The organism is Pseudomonas sp. B21-012, from assembly GCF_024749305.1.
Lineage (GTDB): Bacteria > Pseudomonadota > Gammaproteobacteria > Pseudomonadales > Pseudomonadaceae > Aquipseudomonas.
In genome coordinates this window covers 1,688,749-1,707,960 of sequence record NZ_CP087197.1, presented here as the reverse complement: position 1 = coordinate 1,707,960, position 19,212 = coordinate 1,688,749, and the positions used below count along the sequence as shown (strand labels likewise).

At 61.0% G+C, this 19,212-nt stretch carries 11 protein-coding genes; all 11 read right to left on the bottom strand.

Annotation, left to right across the window (positions count from 1 at the left end):
• Positions 1 to 168: 168 nt before the first annotated feature.
• On the bottom strand, positions 169 to 465 hold the full coding sequence (locus LOY37_RS07865) for a flagellar protein FliT (protein WP_045200277.1): 297 nt from the start codon (positions 463 to 465) through the stop codon (positions 169 to 171).
• 9 nt (positions 466 to 474) lie between these two features.
• On the bottom strand, positions 475 to 870 hold the full coding sequence (gene fliS, locus LOY37_RS07860; protein WP_045200275.1) for a flagellar export chaperone FliS: 396 nt from the start codon (positions 868 to 870) through the stop codon (positions 475 to 477).
• Between the two features lie 133 nt (positions 871 to 1,003).
• Positions 1,004 to 2,404, bottom strand: a complete 1,401-nt coding sequence (fliD, locus tag LOY37_RS07855) for a flagellar filament capping protein FliD (RefSeq protein ID WP_258716598.1) — start codon at positions 2,402 to 2,404, stop codon at positions 1,004 to 1,006.
• Between the two features lie 71 nt (positions 2,405 to 2,475).
• Positions 2,476 to 2,841, bottom strand: coding sequence for a flagellar protein FlaG (locus LOY37_RS07850; RefSeq protein WP_258716597.1), 366 nt, complete (start codon positions 2,839 to 2,841; stop codon positions 2,476 to 2,478).
• 71 nt (positions 2,842 to 2,912) lie between these two features.
• Entirely contained in the window at positions 2,913 to 3,761 is an 849-nt protein-coding gene (locus LOY37_RS07845; protein ID WP_045200267.1) for a flagellin domain-containing protein, read from the bottom strand.
• Between the two features lie 256 nt (positions 3,762 to 4,017).
• Positions 4,018 to 4,947, bottom strand: a complete 930-nt coding sequence (locus tag LOY37_RS07840) for a ketoacyl-ACP synthase III (protein WP_093385623.1) — start codon at positions 4,945 to 4,947, stop codon at positions 4,018 to 4,020.
• A 329-nt stretch (positions 4,948 to 5,276) separates the two neighbouring features.
• Complete coding sequence (locus tag LOY37_RS07835; protein ID WP_258716596.1) at positions 5,277 to 8,861, bottom strand: glycosyltransferase family 2 protein; 3,585 nt, start codon at positions 8,859 to 8,861, stop codon at positions 5,277 to 5,279.
• Positions 8,862 to 9,072: 211 nt separating this feature from the next.
• The gene (locus LOY37_RS07830) at positions 9,073 to 11,868 is read right to left on the bottom strand and encodes a glycosyltransferase (RefSeq protein ID WP_258716595.1); all 2,796 of its coding nucleotides are present in this window, start codon (positions 11,866 to 11,868) and stop codon (positions 9,073 to 9,075) included.
• Between the two features lie 57 nt (positions 11,869 to 11,925).
• Positions 11,926 to 15,492, bottom strand: a complete 3,567-nt coding sequence (locus tag LOY37_RS07825) for a glycosyltransferase (RefSeq protein WP_258716594.1) — start codon at positions 15,490 to 15,492, stop codon at positions 11,926 to 11,928.
• A gap of 73 nt (positions 15,493 to 15,565) precedes the next feature.
• On the bottom strand, positions 15,566 to 17,140 hold the full coding sequence (locus LOY37_RS07820) for a flagellar hook-associated protein 3 (RefSeq protein ID WP_093385639.1): 1,575 nt from the start codon (positions 17,138 to 17,140) through the stop codon (positions 15,566 to 15,568).
• Between the two features lie 13 nt (positions 17,141 to 17,153).
• Positions 17,154 to 19,202, bottom strand: a complete 2,049-nt coding sequence (gene flgK / locus LOY37_RS07815; RefSeq protein ID WP_045200252.1) for a flagellar hook-associated protein FlgK — start codon at positions 19,200 to 19,202, stop codon at positions 17,154 to 17,156.
• Positions 19,203 to 19,212 lie beyond the last annotated feature (10 nt).

The following is a 19,212-nucleotide window of genomic DNA, read 5'->3' as shown; positions in this document are numbered from 1 at the left end:
AATAACAACTTCCCTAGTCATCTCGGCGCCCTTGTAAGGGCAAGCTCGACATCATTCCGACTGAACGGTCAGTGTTCGGACGTCTGAAATTAGAAAACAGCCACTAGTTAAGTCAAAAAACCGTACATAGTCAAATTTATGGCGCACTGCTTTTTGTTTTGCCCAGTTTCAGCTGAACAAATGGTATACCTTTGCCGCGTTTTTGGCTTGTCGGATCTGCGTCATCTCATCGACTATTGATTGACGCTCCCCACTTGCAACTTCAATTAATTCCTTGTAGACGCCCAGCAACTCCTCAAGCTTGCTGCGCAGCGTCAGCTCATCCACCGACGCTTCGGCCAGCACGTCGTCCACGCACAGACGGCAACTGACGTCGAGCTCGCTGATCGCCTCCCAGTCACGACTGGCCAGGGCACCCAGCAATGCCTCGCGGGTTTGTTCGATACGTTCGAGCACGACACTCATTGCAATCTCCTAGGCGTCGGCGAGTTGATCGCCGATCGCGTCCCAGCCTTCCTTGACGGTAATCAGCAGGCGCGCCACTTCGTTGAGGATTTCCGGATCGTTCTGCACGTTCGCCTCGACCAGGCGCTTGCTCATGTACGAATACAGGTTATCCAGGTCGGTCAGCGAATCGGCGTGGTTTTCCAGGTCCAGGCCTTCACGCAAACCGCCGACAATACCGATTGCCTTGCCGATCAGGATGCCGCGCTGGGCCACGTCGTTACGCGCCATGGCACCCTTGGCCTGGGCAATGCGATCAAGACCGCCCTGCATCAACATCTGCACCAGACGATGCGGGCTGGCCACGGAGGTCTGGGCTACGCCGTTGACTTTCTGGTACTGCCGAAGGGCCAACATCGGATTCATGTTCTACCTCGTCACCGCAAAAAAGGTTTCATATACCGCTTGTATCGCCTGCGCGTCAAAAAACTTTAGCGCGTACGGCAAAAAGCCCGGAGTCCCCCTAGGGGTACTGCCGGGCTTCTGGCACAACGCCGAATCAGGAGTTTTTCTGCTGCGCCTCGATCGAGGCGAACATCGAGGCGATGTTCTTGCGCTGCGCTTCGAGCTTGCCCACCAGGGTATCCATGGCCACGTAGCGCTTGGTCAGGGATTCGGTCAGCGAAGTGATGCGCCGGTCCAGGGCCAGCTGCTGATTGTCGAGGTCCTTTTGCAGCTTGTCCAGGCCAGCCTTGCGGGTGTCGAGGATGCCACCTGTCTGCAGGTACGGCTCGACCGCCTTGGTCATGTGCGCGAACACGCCTTCAGTGCCGGTGAACAGCTCCTGCACGTCCGGGCCGAGCTTCTTGTCCTTCATCGCGGCATCGTACTTGGTGGAGTTGAACTCCAGGGTACCGTCCTTTGCCGTGTTGATGCCCAGCTGGCTGAGGGTGGTCAGACGACCACTGCCCGACTCGGTCGCCAGTTGCTTGCGCAAGTCCGACAGCATCGAGCGCGTGGTCGGATCGTTGGTCAGCGGCCCGAGCACAGTCTTGCCATCAGCGTCCTTGGACACCGCCGTCAGGCTGTTGGCCGCCTTGACCAGGGTGTTGTAGGCATCGACAAAGTTCTGCACCGAGGCCTTCAGGCCGGCAGTGTTTTCACCGACCGTTACCTTGATAGGCTTGTCAGTGGCAGTAACCTGCAGCAGCTCCAGGCTCATGCCACTGATTGCGCCGTCGACGGTATTGGACTTGCTGGTAACCTTCAGGCCGTCGATGCTCAGCTCGGCGTCCTGGGCGAGGCCGTCGATGTAGCCGGCACCATCACCGTTCATTTTGGTAGTACCGTTGATCTTCAGCTCGGCGATACCGTCGACTGAAATATCGGTACCCTCACCGGTCTTGGTCGAGCTGAAGACCAGGCGCGAGCCGTCCTTGCCATTGACGATGTTGGCAGTGATGCCCTGCTCGGCCAGCGACGAGTTGATCGAGTCGCGAACCGATTGCAAGGTCGCACCTGCCCCCACCTTCACAGTGTGGATCACGCCATCCTGGGTAATGGTCAGGTCGCCTTCAGGGATCGAAGTGCTGGCCCCGCCGGTAAAGTTCTGGCTGGCCACCTTGGACGCGGTCGCCAGCTTGTCGACCAGAACGGTGTAGGTACCGGGCACCGCCTTGTTGTTCGACGTGGCCTTGACCGTGGTGTCACTGCTGGAGGTCGCGGTGTAGGCACTGAAGGCTGGCGCCTTCGGATCGTTGAGCTTTTTCATCGCTTCCTGGTAAACAGAAAGCGCACTCTTGAGCGACGCTACCCCGGAAAGCATGGCCGTGTTGTTGGCGGTCTGGCGTTTGATCTGGTTCGCCTTGGGACCGGTGTCCGCCTTGACAAGCACATCAACGATCTTGTTGATGTCTACCCCGGAACCCAGACCGACACTCGGTAAAATTGTACTCGCCATTGCTACTCCCTCATGGTTGCGCGCCGCCCTAGCCTTGCCAGACTAGCGAACTTGCCGCTCAGCCGCCAGCATCAGGCCTTGGCGTTGAACAGCAGGCTGTTTACATCGCTCAGACTGTGAGCGATCTTCAACGCCTCTTCCGAAGGAAGTTGGCGGATCAGCTCTCCGGTCTCGCTGGCGATGACTTTAACTATAATTCGGCCGGATTCTTCATCCGTGGAAAATTCAAGGTTACGTCGCGATGAAGCAAGGAATTTCTCGATATCCTTGACCGCGCTCTTGACCTTCTCAGCTTCGGACAGCCCCTTGTCGGTAGCTTCCTTGACTGGCGTGATGGCTTCAACTGCCGCTACAGGCTTGGCCGCAGGGCGTTCGGTGGTCGGCTCGACCGGCTTCACCGTCGGGTAAGACAGGTTCAGCTTGACGCTCATATCCATGTCACCACCTCTCAATGCAAAAGGCGGAGGAGTGCCGTAGATGCACTCCCCCGCCGACAACTACCGAGTGATTAGCCCAGCAGCTTCAGTACAGCCGACGGCAGTTGGTTGGCCTGGGCCAGAACCGAAGTCGAAGCTTGTTGCAGAGTTTGCTGCTTGGTCATCTGAGCAGTTTCAGCGGCGAAGTCGGTATCTTGTACGCGACCACGAGCAGCTTCAGCGTTCTCGTTGATGTTTTGCAGGTTGTTGATGGTGCTGGTCATACGGTTCTGCACCGCACCCAGGTCAGCACGAGCGGTACCGATCTTCGCCAGAGCGGAGTCGATCGCGCCCATGGCAGCCGAGAAGTTGGTCTGGGCAGTGGTGCTGTCGCTACCGGCGATGGTGATGGCGCTGGTGATACCCAGGTCGCTGGCCAGGAACTTGGCGCTCAGGTCGATGCTGATCTGGTTTTCGCCGCCAGTGTTGGAACCAACCTGGAAGGTCATGGTGCTAGCCGAACCGTCCAGCAGGTTTTTGCCGTTCAGCTGGGTGGACTGGGCGATACGAGTCAGTTCCGCAGACATCTGCTTGAACTCGTTGTCCAGCGAAGTACGGTTAGTCGAATCGTTCGAGTCGTTTCGCGATTGCAGAGCCAGTTCACGCATACGCTGCAGGATGTTGACCTGCTCTTGCATCGCGCCTTCAGCGGTCTGGGCGATCGAGATACCGTCGTTGGCGTTTTTGATTGCCATGGTCTGACCGCGGATCTGCGAGGTCATACGGGTAGAGATCTGCAGGCCGGCGGCGTCGTCTTTGGCGCTGTTGATTTTCAGGCCGGAGGACAGACGGCTCATCGAGGTGCTCAGAGCGTCGGAAGCGCGGTTCAGGTTCTTCTGAACGCCCAGGGAGGTAGTGTTGGTGTTAACGGTTAATGCCATGACGAATTCCTCGTGTTTGGGATACTGCGGCTTCCGGCCCTGGCATCCGCCGGGTGTGGCCTAGAGAACCTTCGTAATAGTTATCGTCGTCTGGCGCGGTTGCTTTAGGGGTTTTTGCAAATTTTTTAATGGCACCCTGCCACCCCAATGAAATCAAGGGTTTGACGCCAAAAAAACACTTACCAATAAATGCTGGAGATAAAAAAAAGCGCCACCGGGCAACCGGCAGCGCTCTATTTTCAGGCTGGCGCAGAAATCAGTCGTTGCGCTCGATAATCGCCGAGCCCCACGAAAGACCTACACCGAAACCGCTCAAGGCAACGCGCTGGTGGCGCGAACCGAGCACGTGCTTCTCAAGCAGCAAGGGAATGCTCGACGACACGGTGTTACCCGTCTCGACCATGTCCTTGACGAATTTGTCCGGGTCATCTTCGAAGCGCCGGGCGACGGCGTCGACAATCGCCGCACTGCCCTGGTGGATACAGAACAGGTCGATGTCAGCCGGTGCCAACTGGCTTTCGCCCAACAGCTCATGCAGGTGCGCCGGCACCTTGAGCAAGGCAAAGTTGAACACCTGGCGACCGTTCATGAAGAACACCCCGTCACTGACCTTCAGGTGCGCAGCGCCGCCGCCGTCAGTACCGAACTTGGCCTTGCCCAGCTGCCACTGGGCGCCCTCGCCCATCCAGGTAACAGTCGCGGCATCACCAAACAGCATGGTGGTGTTGCGGTCTTCAGGGTCGACGATCTTCGAGTAAGGGTCAGCGGTGATCAGCAGACCGTTTTTCAGCCCCGCCGCCTCCATGAAGCCTTTCATGGCATACAAGCCGTAGACATAGCCCGAGCAGCCCAGGGAAATATCGAAGGCCGCCACGTGGGTCGGCAGGCCCAGTTTGTCCTGGACGATGGCTGCAGTGTGCGGCAAACCTTCTTCGTCGCCGTTCTGGGTAACGACAATCAGGGCGTCGATGGACTCAGGCACCAGGCTCGGATTGGCAGCGAACAGGGCCTTTACCGCCTCCACACACAGGTCGGAGGTTTCCTGGCCTGCGTCTTTGCGCGGCAGGAAGGTCGAACCGATCTTGCCGAGAATGAATTCCTGGTCCTTGGCGAATTTCGCACCCTGGGCGTAGTTGTCCACACCCTCGACAGGTACGTAACTCGCAATGCTTTTGATGCCAATCATTGTGGCTTCCCGATAGATATGCGGATTTTCACGGGCACTGGAACCTGGTAACCAAGGGCTTGCGAGCCTGCGCGCACCCCGCCCGCCAGTACCGCCCGACGACTCAATAGATTAAAGATGCCCGTTTCGACTGCCAAGTCACTGTTGCACAAAGATTACCCATCACAAATGTCAGCCATTGGCACTTTGTGACTATCAAAGATTGCTAGTTTGGCGGGTGTCGACGCTGCGAAAGGCACCCCGGGAGGCTGGCGACACGGGACGAGCACGCCATCCACCGGGCTGCCGATCGACTCGGGCAACGCGGTGGACGCGGGGTCAGCTGGGGATCAGGCGGGCAACCAGGCGCTGCGCCAACGCTGCAGATGATCCTCGTCGAGCATCCAGCACCGATGAACGGCATCCCTGAGCTCATCACCGCGGCGCTGGGCAGCATCAAGATTGGCCAGGTGCAGGCCAATAGCCTCGATCCAGTGCTCGTAGCTGTTGTGCACACGGGACACGGGCAAGTCGTCCTGCTCCTGGCCGATGTCGCTACAGATCACCGGCACGGCGCATGCGCCGAACTCCAGTTGACGCTGGTTACCTCTGCAAACATTGAACAGGGTCTGCTGCAGCGGCACCAGAGCGAGGTCCAGGTTCAAGCCTGCCAGCTTTTGTGGGTACTGCTGAACTTCGACACCCTCGTGGTACTCGTGTACATAGGGCCGCAGGCTATTGGGGCAGAAGCCGAAGAAAACCCACTCGACATCCGCAGCCAAGGCCTTGATAACGGGCGCGATAACCTCCAGGTCACTTGCCTGCTCGCTGCTGCCGACCCACCCCAGGCGAGGCCGGCCAGCCGTTCGGCGCTGCCCCTTTATATGGCGCCAGGCGTCGATCGACAAGCGCGTCTCGACCACCCGGATATCGCCATGCAGGCCGGCAAACGCCTGTGCCAGCGCCGCCGTCGGCACCACCAGGCGGTCGACGCACCCCAGGGCTTGCTGCAGGCTGTGGAACACATCCTCGCCCAGGCCCTCACGGCGGGCACTGCCCACCGGCAGATCCGGCAGGTAGTCGCTCAACTCCAGAACCGTAAAGGCACGCGAGAACGCCTGAATCCGCCGCATGACTTCAAGGCGCGGTGCATCCAGCCCACCCTGGAACACCACTACATCCGCTGCCAGGCGCTCCAGCTCGACCAGGGGCGTCAACCCCGGCGACACCCGGCCATCGATGTAACCGGCAGCCTTCAAGCCATTGAATGGACGCACTACCCGCGAATAACCCAGTTCACCCTGATCAAGCGGATGGACCACCAGCACCGGCATCTCTCGCTGCCCCTGTGGCGGCTGCCAGGTCGACTGCAGGCTGGCGACCTTGAAGCCACCGGCATGGGCCAGCGACAGATGGCGGTTGTAGGCCGGATCATGGGCCAGCACCGGCAACCAGCGCGCATACAGGGCGTCCTCTTCTTCCACACTGGCATCGGCCATTGCCGGCCTGTCGATCAACAGTTGTGCATGAGGCGTCCAGACGTTGAGGTAACCGGCCTGGCGCAGGCGCAAGCACAGATCGACGTCCATCCAGCGCGCCAGTGCAGGCGCCTCGTCAAACCCCCCGGCCTCGACAAACAGGTCGCGGCGTACCATCAGGCATTCACCGCTGAGCGCCGAGTAATTCTGATCGACCGTGAGCCGCTGCATGTAGCCGGAGTCGCTGTGAGCGTAGCCGGCAAATACCCGTCCCACCGGCCCGCGCAAGCCCAGAACCAGCCCAGCGTGGTGAATCCTGCCGTTCATCGACAGCAGCTTGGCGCCCACGGCTGCGACCTCCGGACGCTGGGCGTGATTGAGCAACTGCTGCAACCAGCCCTTGGCAATCGGCGCCGCTGTCGCATCCAGCCACAGCAGGTACTCACCGCGTGCCAGTCGCCCTGCGTCATTGCGCAACAGTGCCGGGCACTGGCCCTGGGCAAAAGACAGCACCCGCAACTGATCGCCACCGATTTGCTCGATCCCCTGCAACCATTGGCGCACTTGCGGTTCGTCACTTCCCGGATCGAGCAACAGGACCTCATAGCAGGGGTAGTCGGTGTGCTGCAACAGCGCCTCAATGCAGCGCTGGAACTGTTCGAGGGCACCATCGAGCAAAATCACAATGCTCACCATGGGCTGATCGGCATGCCCATAGTCCAGTCGATAGTGGCCAGGCAGGTGCGAATCGACGTGCGCCTGAGCATAGCCCCGGGCCTTGAGATGACGCCCTACCACCTCCCGCTCGCTGGCACAGTCAGCGAAGCGCAACGCTTCGCTGACCAACAGCGGCTCACTGATATGCTCGATACCACTCAAGCCGCACTGCTCGACCAGGCGCAGCTGGTACTCCAGCTCGAACGCCTGGCCACAGCCGGTATCGAAGCCGCCTTGCGCCAGGAACTCGCTACTTCGCAACAGCCAGTGCGGCGAGACACTGGCCGGCAGGCTCAAAAGCAGATCAAGGTTCAGGTCTGGCCGAAGCGAAATACCCAACGAGCCGTTGCCCATGCGCATGGCTTCGTCAGCGTAGGCGGCAACACAGGCATCGGCTGCATTGACAAGCTCCAGGGCCACCAGCAACAAACCGCCAGGGGTGAACTCGACCCCCGCCTCGACCACCATGAACCAGTCGCAGCCGCTGTCGGCCACGACCCGGTTGATGACCTCGCTACGCTGCGCTGCCTGGCACGGCCGGTGGTGCACCGATAAACCCGGCACGTCTGACGCTGGCGTCGCAGCCCCGAGGGTCACCACCTGCAGGTGGCGATAAAGGCACTGATCGGGAGCAAGGCTCTCAAGGGTACGCATCAACGCCTGATCAGCGTCGTCACTACCCAGCACCAGCACGCCCAGCATCGGCGCGCGGCCGCTGGCCAGGCGCTGCATCAATGCCGCGCGTTGCGGTTCTTCGGGGCAGCGCTGCTCGAGCCAGGCCAGCATGCCTTGCTTGTCCGCCAGTGCCTGCTGTTGCGCTGCCGCCTGGGTTTTTTCAATGAAGACATCCAGCTGCTGCCAGAACGGCTCGGTGACCGCGACGTAACGCTGCAAGGCCCCCTGCACCCCGGCACGGGCAACCTCCAGCGCATCGGTTTCATCCGACAAGGCAAAACCTTGCCTGCCGAAGAAGATACCGTCGAGAAACACCTGATCGACGCTGTGCCCGGCCATGAAGATCACCGGGCAACCGCATAGCACAGCAATGGCACAGGTCATCGACCATTCATAGCTGTACAGCACTTCGGCACTGCGCAGGACCTTGGCCAGTTCAACCAGCGACAGCGGGTTGGCAACACTGAGCAGGCGAATGCCTGCCGGCAGCGAGGCATAGTCCACCTGATCCAGAGGATGCCGGTTCTGATACAGGTAATGCCCCTGGCGAGGCACGCTAGGATCAGGTGCATTGAACAGCGAGATATCGATAATCGGGAAGCACAGCAGGTCGGCGACACTGACCCCCTTCTTGGCGGCGATCCGCGCATCGTAATAGAACAGCAGATCGTCCGGCTCTTCCTCCATCGCCCTGCCCGTCAGGAAGCCCTCGACGTTCAACAGGTAGCGTGCGACTACTTTGCCGCTGAGCGGGTTGCCGCTGGTGACTTCCGGATAGACCGTAATGGGCACCTTGCCGCTGGCGATATGGCGATCGGCGGTCGCCTGGTCGAGCAGTGGCGTTTTCAGCTCGGGGTTGACCACCTTGCCGCCGCAAATATAGGCCTCGCGGCCGCTCAGGTTCAACGCGTGGCACAGGTAATGAAGCGTGCAGACTCCTGAAGACGTCTCCCGGTAATCCGGCGCCGCAATATAGTAGGGATGCGCCGGCTTGGTATAGATCAGCTGCAAGCGAGCCATCGCCTGCTCAAGCCTATACCCATCAACGCCCAGGGTATTCGACATCTTCAAACTCCAGAATTGGTTGGAAACCCGACAGCCGATGACAGGTTGCCCAGGCAACGGCGGTGGCCTGCGAGGCGAACTGTCAATAATCTGCCATCGACCCCCTGCCAGTGCAGGAGCACAAGGCTGTAGACACGGGGGCTTAGCGAATCGCAGGCATAAAAAAGCCGGGCATTGCGCCCGGCTTTGCATATTTCGCGCCAGAGGCCTGTTAAGGCAACCACTCCAGCACGCCGTTGCCACCGGCCACGACTACACGCGAAACGTCAACGCCATGCTCGACATCGACTACAACACGGGTGCTGAAGGCTGCCGGCCAGCGCTGGACCAGCGCTTGGCACTGTTCCCGCACAGGCAATGGCACTGCGATGTTAAGCACTTGCGCCTGGGGTACGCAGATCGCCAGCAAACCGGCTTGTGCAGCCTTCAGGCACAGGTCGACATCGGTACCACCCGCAAGCTGTTCATCCAGCCCGGCACACTGCTCGAACAACGCCTTGCCCACCATCAGGCAGTCGGCCGACACCGCCTGGCAACCTCTTACCGCTTCCAGCCCGGGCAATGTCACTCGCACACGCGAAGCACCCTGCCGGGCATTGCGTACCAGGCCACTGCCGAGCAGCTCGTAACCGGCATGACTGATGACGCCATCGCGATCGAACATCTGGCAACCGACAACACCCACCTCAGGGCGCTGAGCCTGGTTGAGCAGGGATTCGATCCAGGCCGGCGACACCACCTCGCTGCGGCTCGACATCAGCACCAGGTACTGCCCCTGGGCCTGGGCCGCAGCCTGGTTGACCATCTGTGCCCGCACCGACGACTCACAGGCAAACAAGCGCACCCGCGATCCCAGCCCCTGCACCGTGGCAAGGCCTGCGGCTACCGCCTCGGCATTGGCCGCCTCGCAGGTGACGATCACCTCGTAACGGGCATAGCGAGTACGCTGGACCACGCTTGCTAGGCTTACTTTGAGCTGCTCGAGATCGGAATCGGCAACCAGCACAATGCTCACTTGCGGGGTCTGCGGATGACGGAAGTCAACCTGGAAGGTACCGTCGGTACTTTCGTTGACCTGGCCACGGTAACCCAGCACGTTCAAATGACGCTTGAGGGTGGTCAGGGCTTGACCAGCCATCGACTCCGGCGCTTGCTGGCCGATCACCAGGTACTCGTCCAGGTGGGCCATGCCGCTGATACCGCTGGCTTCGACCAGACGCAGGAGCAGATCGAATTCCAGCGCTTGCGCACAGTCTTCACTGTAACCGCCCAGGTCGACAACGGCCTGGCGACGCACCAGCCAATGCCGGGCCATCAGGTCAGGACGACTGCGCAGCAGGTCCAGGTCGCAACCAGGACGTACGACGCTGAGCAGGCGCCCGTCGCTGTCGCGCTGAACTTCGTTGGCACAGATCGCATGGCACGCCTGGGCGCCAGGCAGCTCGACCTGCAAACGCAACAAGCCGCCGGTAGCCAGTACATCGCCCGCCTGCAACATCAGCAGCCATTCGCTGGAAAGCTGGCGTACCACCTGGTTCAGGTGCGCAACCATGTTGGCCGGCGTAACCTTGATAAAGTGCAGGGCATCCCGGGCCGTGGTGATGGCCGGCAGTTCGCCGGCCTTGAGCACGACAATCTTGAAGTTGCGCAAACCGCTGGCGACCAGGCTGTCGAAGGTATCCTGCAAACCTGCGTTATCGTCCGCAAGATCGATCACCACAAAGGCTGTCTGCGGCGCCGGGTTTTTCCCCAGGTGGGCAAAAATGCGCTCGCGGGCGGCGCTGTCCGGAGTGGCCGCAGCGATTGCCGCCAGCACCTTGCCCGAAGGCGTGCTCGCCAGCTGCGTCTGCACAGCGGTAGCCGGCAGCAATTGGAGCTGCTCCAGCCAGGTGCCAAGGTCGCGGCGCAGCCCCTGGTCCTGCTCGCCCAGGCCTGCCAGCAGGCGCTGGCAAACCTGCGGGTTGAACACACCCAGTGCAAAGGCCTGCCAGTAGCGGGCCATGAGGCTCTCGGCGGTATCGTTGGGATGCTCGGCAAGCAATGCTTGCTGCCGTACCCAGGTACCTTCCAGCGCCCGGCTGTGAAGCTGTCCGGCGGGCCAGGCATGGACCATGAACTCGCTCGAGCGCAACTGACCGAACACGCTGCCGTTGTAGTACGGCATATCGACAAACTGGGTGGGCTCGAACGTCACTTGTGGTTCGGACGACAGGCTGTCCCAGCGCGAAGTGAACAGCAATGGCGCCTCACAGCGCGAGTGGGTATTGCGCACGAAGGCATTGAGGACTTCGAAGCCCCTGGCACTGGCAAATACCGCTGCCTGCTCGCCATCCCAGTGCTGGAGCTGGCGCACAGCCTGGCTCAGCAACTCTTCGCGAGCCTGCTCGGAAAGACTCCAGGGACGGTATTCGACCATCGCACTGGTGTGCGCCAGCAGCCGCGATGCACCCTGGGCCAGCAGCCCATAGGAAACCGCCACACACCAGCTATCGAACGACAGGTTCGCCGGCACGCTGCGCACCGCGGTTTTCAACACCTCGGTCCTGATCACTGCCCGCCACGCCTGCAAACCGTACTCGGCATGCACGGCAATACGCCCCAGGGCGTTGCTGGCATGCAACTGAGCCTTGGGTGCAGAGCCGATCTTGTAGTAGTCCACGTCGCCATTACCAGGCTGGTAACCCAGCGAGTAACCTTGAGCCATTACGTAATCGGCGTCATCTTGCAAGGCTTGCACCGCCGCAGCGATGCCATCGGTCAGAAGGAAATCGCACTCCAGGGTCAGCACCGCAAACGCGGTATCGACCTGCTCCAGGGTCTGCAGCACCTGCTCGGACCAGTCACCGACCGACGTTTGCGACGCCGGCGCTGCGAGTGTCTGCAGGTGTGCAAAGCGCGCCTGGTAATAGTGAGCGGCGCGCCCTGAATAGCCAGGCTCGTCCTGACCCAGCAAGACGACGGTGACGTCATCCAGCAGCGCTGCACAACCGATTGCTTGTTCGCCCATAGTGCACCTAGTTCTCATGTTATCTGTCATGGCCAGCATCAAGGCCGGCCACTGTCGTTAATCGGCCAACCAGGCGTTAGCCCAGTGCTGAAGCTTGTCGGGTGTCAGCATGAAGTCGCGCAGCACCACTTCGCGCAGGGCATCGCCCTGGCGATAACTGGCCTGGGGATCGTCCAGATGCATGCGGATCGCTTCCAGCCAGGCCTGCGTCGAGTTGCCTGCCACCCGCGTGCATGGCAGGTAGCCCTGGTAAGCCTTGGTATCGGAACACACCACGGGGAAGCCGCAGGCGCCATACTCGAGCAAGCGCAGGTTGCTCTTGCAGTCGTTGAACAGGTTGGTTTCCAGCGGTGCCAGCGCCAGATCCAGGTTCAGGCTCGCCAGCTTCTGCGGATAGAGCGACATGGCAATGCCGGTGTGGTACTCCTTGACGTAGGGCCTGAGCACCTCCGGGCACATACCAAAGAACACCCAGTCGACCTCGTCGGCAAGCTCGCGGACCACCTCGGCCAGCAGCTCCAGGTCACCTTGATGGCTGGTGCCCCCAGCCCAGCCGACACGCGGCTTGAGGGTAGTTTGTCGATGGCTCTTGAGGTCGCTCCACATGTGCATCGCCAGCATGTTCGGCACCACCCGGATATCATGGTGCATGCTCGACAGCGCATCAGCCAGCGGCTGGGTCGACACCACCACGCGGTCGCACAGGGAAATGCCGCGGCTCACCAGTTCGTGCATGTTCTGCGGCATGTTGCGGCTGTGCGCATTCTTTTTCGGCACGTCGATGATGTAGTCGTCGATCTCGTAGATTCGCCGCGCACTGGAAAAGGTTTTGACCCGCTCGATATCCCGAATGGTACTGGCCATGTAACGGCACTGCAGGATGATCGAGTCCGGCTTGCAACGCTCCATTTCGATAGTGTTGGGCGTGGCGTAATCCAGCTGACCCTGGATCCAGCCGGCCCGCTCCAGCTCGGTAAATGGCTGCACCACCCGGTAATGCCCAACCGCCGTGGTGTTGACCGGCAACGCCAGCACATAGGGCAATGGCCGGCTGATGAACGGGTCCCAACCACTACGCAAACCCGGTTCCAGATTGTAGCTGGACAGCTTCAGGCTAAGGTTGCGGTTGTAGGCCGGATCGTTGGCCACCAGGGGCAGCCAGCGCTGGTAGAAGGCGCGTTGATCCCGCTCTATCGCCTTGGTGTCGACAACCTGCTCGACTGGCAGGCGCGCCACCATCGAAAACGGTGTCCAGACCACCAGGTAACCCTGCTCACGCGCACGCAGGCAGAAATCGGCGTCGAGCAACTCAACGCTGAATGCCTGGACATCCAGACCACCCAGCGCATCGAACAGGTCGCGCCGCACCAGCAGGCAATGGGCGCTGACAGCGCTGAGGTTCTGTACCGCAAGCAAGCGGTTCATGTAACCACCGGCATCGACCGGCTGACCGTAGAACGGGCTTCCCGCCAGGCCATGCACACCCAGCAGCAGCCCGGCATTGACCACCATGCCGGCGCTGCTACACATCTTCGGACCGACAATTCCGACTTCCGGACGCTGGCCCTGGCGCATCAATTCGCTCAGCCACTGGCCATCGAACATCAGGCAGCCAGAGTCGACCAGCAACAGATAGCTGCCTCGCGCCTGCTCGGCGGCCTGGTTGATCAGTTGCTGCCCGGCGCTGTCCTCGGACTGGACAATGTGCAACTGATCGCTGCCCAGTTGCCGCATCGCAGCAAGCCAGGACTGCAGATCCTGAGGCTCGTCACCCTTGGTGGCGATCAGTACTTCATAGTTGCGGTAGGCGGTGTGTTCGAAAATCGATTCGACACAGCGCCGAAGCGCCTGCAGGTCTTGCCCGGCCACGATGATGATCGACACCGCGGGCGTATCAGCGTGCTGGTACAGCACTCGGGTCAACATGCTGTTTTCGGCCGATACCAGCTCGGCCTCGATACCCAGGCGCTGCAGGTGCGCCTGCAATACGCGTGGTGCCTGGGCCAGGCAGGCCGGCTCGGACTGCCAGCTGGAATAGCTGTACTGACTTTGCACCAGCAGTTCGGCGACGTGCTCGACCACCTGCAAACCATGGCTTTCAACCATCCGCCAGAGCAGATCTTGCGGCGCCAGGACGTCATAATCAGCCGTGAAGCCGCCCAGCTCCAACAGCCGGGTCCGCTCGAAGGCCAGCATTCGTCCGACGTAGGGGAAGCTGCGCATCAGATCGAGGTTGAAGTCGGGTTTGAAGATCGGCTGGCCAACCTGCAGGTTATCGTCACTGCCCTCATCGGTGTACAGGCACAACCGGTCCGTGTGCAAGGCCAGGCGCTCGGCCATGATCACCAGGGCATGAGGATGCAGGCGATCACCAGCGCGTAGCAGCAACACCCAGTCTGCCGATTCGGCCCTGGCGATCCGCGCATTGAGCTGTTCAAAACCATTGCCACGCAAAGCGCTGTACTCGACACCCGCATCACTCGCAGGCGGCTCTTGAGTGCCAAGCACCCAGACCTGATGCGGCGCATAAGACTGGGCGGCCAGGCTGTCGAGTGTCGACTTCAACGGCATCGCCTCGCCCTGTGGATCGAACACCACAGCAACGATGCGCGGTTGTCGTGGCCATTGCTCGATCCGTTTGGGCAGCAGGCTGATCTGCGCGGGCGACAAAGTGCGGCACTCAAGCCACTCGGCATAGAGCTCGGCAAAGCTCAGGCTGTGGGTACCGACTTGCTGCTGATAGTGGCCCATCTGCCCGGCGTACAACCGGGTCAGTTCATATTCGTCCCACTCCAGCGTCTCGCCTGGGCGAAAATCCTCAAGCGCCACGTAGCGAATCCAGCCGGTGGCCGGTGGCGCTTCGCCGGTGTTGGCGGCGAGCATCTGCTGCAACCATTCGCTCTCGGTCTTGTGTGCAAGGGTGATGCCGGCCTGATGGCTCAGACGCCCGGCATGGACCCGCTCGATACTGAGCATGTTGGACAGGTAGGCCAGGTGCCCACGGCGCAACAGGCACATGTACAGCGCCATGTCCAGGCGCGCAACGAACCCTGCGCCCTGCTGCACCAACTGCGGCAGGTACTGCTCTACCGCAGCCCGGCGCATGAGCATGTGACTAATGCCGCCAAACAGGTTGGGAACCTTGCTGGTGACCGCATCGAGCATGTCACCGCCGTTGAGGATCGCGCTGCAAGGGGCAATCACGCAGTTGGCCGGCCGCGGCGGCAACAGCGTCTCGTCCGCTGCGCAGATCAGCCGGTGGTTGACCACCATGTTGACCTCGGGGCAATCGGCCATGATCCGCGCCTGTTGCTCGATGCAGTTTTCGATCAACCAGTCGTCGTCACAAAGAAACTTGACGAACTCGCCCCGGGAGTGCTCCAGGCATTGCAGCAGGTTACCGGCAAAGCCCAGGGTCGCGGGGTTGCGCGAATAGCGCAGCTCGCAGCTTGCCTGCGCAACCCTCTCATCGAAAATGGCCTTGATCTCGTCCCCCTGACTGTCGTCACAAACGATGACCTCGAGGTTGGTGTAGCTCTGGGAGATGGCACTGAGCAGCGCGCGACTGAAGAACTCGGGGTTGAAGGCAGGAATGGCGATGCTGACGAGGGGTTGTTCGATCATAGTGGTAGGCCTGGAGAGGGTTCCGGGTGATGCCGGCAGGGGGCATCACCCGGTGATGTTGCGCAAAGATGTATCAGAGCCGGTTGAACAGGCTCAGCGAGGAGATCTTGGTGAACGCCAATTGCGACGCCTGCAGCATTGTCTGCTGCAGGTTCAGGCGGATCAGCACATCGGCCGGATCGGCGTCGCGGATCGAACTCTGGGTCTTGGTATTGGCCATCTTCAGGCTTTCGTTGGTATCGGCCTGGACGTCCAGGGCGGCACCCCGGGCACCGATCGAGCTGATCGCTTCGGCAACCTTGTTGGCGCCGCTTTCCAGGTTACCGATGGCCGACTGCAAAGCCCCCTGGTATTTCTGCCGCGCCGCCAGGTTGTTGTCGACCGGCAATTCAAGCGCCTTGCGAAACTCCGAGATGGTGTCGAGGATATTCTGGGTCTGATGGGTATCGACCTTGACCGAGAACTGGTCGCCGCTAGCCGGCACTGCCGAGAAGTCGAAGTCGACACCGGCAATATTGGCCTTGGTCGCCGGGGTACCGGTCAGGTTGCCAGTGGCCACCGGGCGCGCATCCGGCCCCATTGGCTGGGCATACACTTCATAGGCCGAGGCACTGGTGAACTTGATGATCGCGCCACCGCCAGGAAAGGCATTGTGGTACGCCGTCTGGTCGGTAATCTTGGCTCCGGTGATCTGCGATGACGAGGTATTGCCGGCGCTGCGCGAGCCACTGACTTCGTCGGGTTTGGAGCTTAGCGAGAAGCTGTGACCGGCGATGACCGCGTCCGGGTTGGCCTTGTCGGCATCCGTCAGGTTGATGTCCAGGCGCATCTCGACACCACGGAAGGTGATGTTGGCCGGCTTTTTCGGGTCGAAGGCGCCTTCACCGGTGGCTTCCAGGGTCACGTCGTTGTTGGCTGCGTCAGTGATCTTGAACTGCGTGCTGCTGGTGAAGGTGATGGTGTACGGCTCGCCACCACGGAAACGATCGTTGTACTGGGTGCTGCCGGAGACCTGGCCATTGGACAGACTGACACGGCCGTCATCCACGGCCGGCGAGGTCAGCTTGGTCTGGCTGCGGCTGGTGTTCAGCGCCTGTTCGAACACACTGTAGCCACTCTCGTTGGTAGCCATGGTGAGCATGTCACCGACCTGCAGGCTCAGGGTGCTCTGGTCGCCCTGGTAGGTGTAGGTACCATCGGCATTACGCACGTAGGGCGGGGTGTCGCCACGGGAGCCGGAGAACAGGTATTTGCCGTTCTCGTCACGGCTGTTCATCAGGCTGTAGAGCTGCTCTTCGAGCTGGGTCAGTTCCTGGGCATCGGCCTTGCGGTCGGCGTCGGTGTAGCCACCGCTGCCGGCGCTGATGGCCAGTTCCTTGACCCGCGCCAGGATGTTGGTAATGCCGTTGAGGGTCGACTCGGAGGTGCCCAGGCTGTTGCGCACGTTGGTGATGTTGCCATCGTACTGGTCGATCAGGTTGCTCTGCTGTTGCAGTTGCAGCAGGCGCGCAGCCCCTACCGGATCATCGGCAGCGGTACGCACACGAATGTTGTCGCTGGCCTGCTGGCCGGTCTTGACCACGTTGGAAAAGTTGCGCTGATAGTTCGCGGAGCTGGTTTCGTAAAACTGGGAAGTAGAAATACGCACGGTCTACCACTCCTTAAAGGGCGTTGATCAGCGTGGAGAAAATTTCCTGCGCCGCTTTGATGATTTGCGACGAGGCCGTGTAGTACTGCTGGTACTTGATCAGGTTGCCGGCTTCTTCGTCGAGCTGTACGCCCGACAGCGAATCGCGTGCGCCCCGGGCCGACTCATGCAGGGCGCCGGTAGAGTCGACGTCCATCTGCGCCTGGGCAGTCTTGCCGCCGACGTTTTCCACCAGCTTGCCATAGGCGTCGGTGAGGCTGATGCCCTTGCCGTTGGCGCCGACTTCAACCGTACCTTTGGTCTGCAGGTCGATCAGCGCCTGACCGTTGCGGTTGTTGTCCGAACCCGAGCCGGTCATGCCGATGGTGTAGTTGTCACCCTGCTTGGGTGCACCCGAGACGCTCATCTCGAAGGTGAACGACTTCTGGTTGCCGCTGGCATCCTTGATCGGCGCGCCGGTGGAATCGACCATCGGCACCGAGAACTGCAGTTTGTTTTCCTGACCGGGAATAATGGTGCCGCTACCCAGGGTACCGCCCTTGGCATCGAGCAGCTTGTAGGTCTGCGGGTTGGCCTTTTCGTCACCGAACACCAGCTTGACCGGGGTCGAGTACTTCAGGCCATTCTGCAGATCCAGGCGCTGGGCCGGGTCGTAGATGTCCAGGGTCGAGGTCAGGTTGGGCTGTCCGATGATCCCGGTGCCCTGGTTGCCGGCACCACTGGTAGACGTCAGCGGCGATGCCAGCGCCAGGCGCTTGGGGTCGGTAAGGACGGTGTCCAGGTTGGTCGCGGCATTACGTGTCGGGGTGATCTTGAAGGTGTCACCGGCCTGCAGCGCGCCGCCATTGAGGTTGAGGCTGAAACCGTCGATGACCGGTGCCGGATCGTCATTGAGATCATAGGAACCGACCACGCTGCCCTCCGGCAGCTTCTTGACGCTGTAACCCGTGGCGCTGGTGAAGGTCACCTGATAGTCGCTGGTGCTCAGCTTGCCGGTGTCCTTGATGGTCACATCGAGGTTGCCGGAGCCTGCGCTGTTGCCCGCCTGGGCAATGCTGCGCTGGCTGATCAGTTCGGGGCTGTTGATGTTGTTGAACAGGGCCGCGCCGAACTCGCCGTTCTTGTCGATACCCTGGGCCAGCTGGCTGTTGATCCGGTCGGCCATGACCAAGGCCACGCGCCCCAGCTCGTTCAGCGACGGGTCGAGCACTTCGCTGCGATAGCGCAGCAGGCCGCCGATCTCGCCACCGCGAAGGCTCGAGGTAACGTCCATGGTGGTGCTGCCACGGTTGAGCTGCACGACAAATCGGGTCGGGTCGGTCTTGCTCGGCGCGGTCTCGAGGTTGTTGGTGGTTTTACCCAACACCAGCGGCTGGCCGTTTTCCAGGTAGATATCGAGGTTGCCTTCGCGCTCGACCACCTGGGTACCGACCAGCTCGGAGAGCTGACGTACCGCCTCGTTGCGTTGATCGAGCAGGTCGTTGGGGGTGCCCTGCACCACCGCCACCTTGGAGATCTGATCGTTGTACTGGGCAATGGTTGCCGTCAGCTTGTTGACCTGGTCGGCCATCGAAGCGAGGTTGCCATTGATGTTGCTGTTCTGCTCGTTGAGCTGGCTGGCGATGGTGTTGAAGCGCTTGCTCAGCGATTGCGCGCTGGTCAGCAGCAGCTGACGCGAGGCATCTTCATTGGGCTTGGCAGCAGCGCTCTGCAAGGCACTGAAGAAGCTCTTCAAGGCACCCGTGATACCCGTGTCGGCGCCCGACAGCATCTGGTCGATCGGCCCGACCTGCTTCAGGTACGAGGCGGCATCGCTGCTCAGCGAGGTGGTGGTACGCAACTGGTTTTCAAGGTAGGCGTTGTACACCCGACGCACATCGGAGAGGGTCGTGCCGGTGCCGATGAACACACCGCCAACCTGCTGCGCGCCGTTGGACCGCTGCACATTCTGCTGGCGCGAATAACCGGCAACATCGGCATTGGCAATGTTGTTACCCGTGGTGTGCAGGCCCGCCTGGTTGGCGTTGAGCCCCGACATCCCGATGTTGATCAAACTCGCCATGGTTCAAACC

Bases quoted from the DNA above. Each gene is read 5' to 3' on its own strand.
- LOY37_RS07865 (WP_045200277.1), bottom strand. From the start codon at position 465: ATGAGTGTCGTGCTCGAACGTATCGAACAAACCCGCGAGGCATTGCTG.
- fliS (WP_045200275.1), bottom strand. From the start codon at position 870: ATGAATCCGATGTTGGCCCTTCGGCAGTACCAGAAAGTCAACGGCGTA.
- fliD (WP_258716598.1), bottom strand. From the start codon at position 2,404: ATGGCGAGTACAATTTTACCGAGTGTCGGTCTGGGTTCCGGGGTAGAC.
- LOY37_RS07850 (WP_258716597.1), bottom strand. From the start codon at position 2,841: ATGGATATGAGCGTCAAGCTGAACCTGTCTTACCCGACGGTGAAGCCG.
- LOY37_RS07845 (WP_045200267.1), bottom strand. From the start codon at position 3,761: ATGGCATTAACCGTTAACACCAACACTACCTCCCTGGGCGTTCAGAAG.
- LOY37_RS07840 (WP_093385623.1), bottom strand. From the start codon at position 4,947: ATGATTGGCATCAAAAGCATTGCGAGTTACGTACCTGTCGAGGGTGTG.
- LOY37_RS07835 (WP_258716596.1), bottom strand. From the start codon at position 8,861: ATGTCGAATACCCTGGGCGTTGATGGGTATAGGCTTGAGCAGGCGATG.
- LOY37_RS07830 (WP_258716595.1), bottom strand. From the start codon at position 11,868: ATGGGCGAACAAGCAATCGGTTGTGCAGCGCTGCTGGATGACGTCACC.
- LOY37_RS07825 (WP_258716594.1), bottom strand. From the start codon at position 15,492: ATGATCGAACAACCCCTCGTCAGCATCGCCATTCCTGCCTTCAACCCC.
- flgK (WP_045200252.1), bottom strand. From the start codon at position 19,202: ATGGCGAGTTTGATCAACATCGGGATGTCGGGGCTCAACGCCAACCAG.